We start from the raw sequence: 2,746 nt of genomic DNA on the forward strand, positions 1-2,746 counted from the left end.
CCAAACAGGACGATTCAATCATCTCAAGCCAAAATGTCAAAGAACGCACTTTATTTGATGACATTTAAATCTGTGCGATTTTATCGCACCAGTAGTATTCCTTTATAAACAATGAAGCCGTCCCATGGGGGCGGCTGTTTTTATTTCTTATCCCTGCCTGAACAGATACGCCTGCCTCTCCCTGCGCAGCGGATAGTCCCCCCGCAGTTGCTCGAACTGTTCCGGGTGTGCCTTCAGCGCGTCGCTGTCGCGGCGGGGGTCATACATCTGCAGGTAGGCCTCCGTCTCGTTGGAGGCGGTGATGACGGGGTTCAGCGGCTTGGGCGGCGCGATGTGGAAGTCGGGCTTCCGTCCGAAGAAGCGGCAGAGGGCCGTCAGCGCCATGCGGGTGGCGTTGGCCTTGCCGTCGGCGGAGTAGCCTGCTATGTGGGGCGTGCCCAGGAAGACACTCTGCAAGAGGGTGCGGTCGATGTCCGGCTCGTGCTCCCAGACGTCGATGATGGCATCCGATATTTGTCCGCTTTCCAGGGCCTGCAGCAGGGCCTGCGTGTCGGCCACTTCGCCGCGCGAGGTGTTGATGAAGACAGGCCGGCGGCGCAGCGAGCGGAAGAAGGCCTCGTCCGCCAGGTGGAACGTGGGATGCTTGCCCTCGCGGACGAGGGGGACGTGGAAACTGATGAAGTCGCATTCCTCGGCCAGCCGGTGCAGCGGGGCATAGCGGCCCGGGCCCTCCTGCTCCTCGCGCGGGGGGTCGTTCAGCAGCACCTTCATCCCCAGGTCTCCGGCCACTTCGGCCACCAGGCTGCCCACGTGGCCCACGCCCACGATGCCCATTGTGAGTCCCCGCAGCGGCTTGTCGCGCTTCATCTGCAGCAGGAGCAGGGCGGAGTGCAGGTATTGCGCCACGGAGGGGGCGTTGCAGCCCGGCGCGTTGGCCCACTCTACGCCCGCCTCGCGGCAATATTCCGTGTCTATGTGGTCGAAGCCGATGGTGGCGGTGGCGATGAAGCGCACGCGGCTGCCCTCCAGCAGGGCGCGGTCGCAGCGGGTGCGGGTACGGATGACCAGGGCATCGGCATCCTTCACAAGTTCCGGCGTGAATGCCTGGCCGGGTGCATAGACCACTTCGTCGGCGATGTGCTCGATGGCCTCGCGGATGAAGGGGATTTTGTTGTCGACAATGACTTTCATACGGCTATTATCCTTCTTTAACAAGAAGCCCCAATGGCTTCCGGGGGTGCAAAGATACGCTTTCTTGGCCGGATTCTGTCCTGTTTTCTTCCATTTTTTTATGTCCCTTCGGGACCCTTCGGGCGGCGGTACGCCCGCCCTTGGGCCGTGGTGCGCCCGCCCGTGGGCGGCTGTACCTCCGCCCGTGGGCGGGCGTGCCTGCGGCCGAAGGGCGTTCCCATGTGTCTTTCCGTGCCGTGGGATTTGCTTAATTTTGCGGGATGCGACCCGCAAACCATTAATATAAGATATGTATATGTCCAAGAAACCAGACTTCCTCACGTTCATGTCCTCCCGTGCCGACCGGCTGGAGGAGGACGGGCGTTACGGCACGGCGCACGTCTACCGGAGCGCCCTCCGCCGCCTTGGCGCCTACTGGGGCGACCGCCCCTTCCGCTTCACCGACCTGACCCCCGGCTGGCTCTCCGCCTACCAGTCGTACCTGCAGGGCGAGGGCCTGCGTTGGAACACCATCTCCACCTACCTGCGCACGCTGCGCGCCGTCTACCGGCAGGGCGTGGACCTCGGGCTGGCGCCCGCGCGTGCGGGGCTGTTCCGCCACGTGTACACGGGCAGCCGCCCCGGCGAGCGGCGCTCGCTGAGCGAGGCCTCGCTTCGGCTGCTGGGCGTCACCCCGCAGGCGGACGCGCGGCTGGAGGCGGCCCGCCGGCAGTTCCTGCTTCTCTTCGCCCTGCGTGGCATCCCGTTCGTGGACGTGGCCTACCTGCGGCCTTGCGACCTGCGTGGCGGCGTGCTGAGCTACCGCCGGCGCAAGACGGGCGCCTGCCTGCGCGTGCGGCTGGAGCCCTCCGCCCTGCGCCTGCTGGAGTCCTGCCGCTCCGCGGACCCGGCGTCCCCCTACCTCCTCCCCTTCGTGCGCGGGGCGGGGCGGCAGGGCTACCTCGACTATCAGCATTCCTTACGGCGGCTGAACCGCTCGCTGCGGCTGCTGGCGGCTGCCTGCGGCCTGCCCGAGCCCCTGAGCAGCTACTCGGCGCGGCACAGCTGGGCCACGCTGGCCAACAGCAAAAATTACCAACACGAGCTGATCCGCGACGCGATGGGGCACTCCTCGGTGAAGGTGACCGAGACCTACTTCCGCGCGCACGCGGACCGGCGGATAGACGAGATGAACCGCGACCTGCTGTCCGCGGTCCTGCCTGGCTGACGGCCAGCCTGTTGCGCACTGGCCACCGCCCGGGCGGCGGGGCACGAAAAAACGCCGTTACTTGGCAGGTAACGGCGTGAATCGTTGGTGCAAATATAGTGATAAAAACGATACGGCAAACAAAAAAGGCGAATATTTTTCAATAAAATTTCATACACCGGCCCGCAACCCCTTGCGGAAGCGCCGAAAGCGGGCCCGGGAAGGGCGGATGTCCCCGCGGCGGGACACGGGAAGCCCTGTCCGTGTTGTGTTAAATTAACACGGAAGCACCCGTCTTCGCCCTTTCCCCCGCCCCCCTAGGGGCAGCGCCGTGTTTCCACGTTATTTTTCCCTACGGCTTACTATTAC

General features: G+C 64.5%; 2 protein-coding genes. One reads left to right on the top strand and one right to left on the bottom strand.

Going from position 1 to position 2,746, the window contains the following annotated elements; genetic code table 11:
• Positions 1–147 precede the first annotated feature (147 nt).
• On the bottom strand, positions 148–1,191 hold the full coding sequence (gene pdxB, locus Q1X76_RS10025; RefSeq protein WP_300719750.1) for a 4-phosphoerythronate dehydrogenase PdxB: 1,044 nt from the start codon (positions 1,189–1,191) through the stop codon (positions 148–150).
• A gap of 295 nt (positions 1,192–1,486) precedes the next feature.
• Here pdxB and Q1X76_RS10030 point away from each other — a divergent pair, with 295 nt between their 5' ends.
• Positions 1,487–2,398: a site-specific integrase gene (locus tag Q1X76_RS10030; protein WP_300719752.1), complete on the top strand. Its 912-nt coding sequence runs from the start codon at positions 1,487–1,489 to the stop codon at positions 2,396–2,398.
• Positions 2,399–2,746: the final 348 nt, after the last annotated feature.

It is taken from the genome of uncultured Desulfovibrio sp. (assembly GCF_949282365.1).
GTDB lineage: Bacteria > Desulfobacterota > Desulfovibrionia > Desulfovibrionales > Desulfovibrionaceae > Desulfovibrio.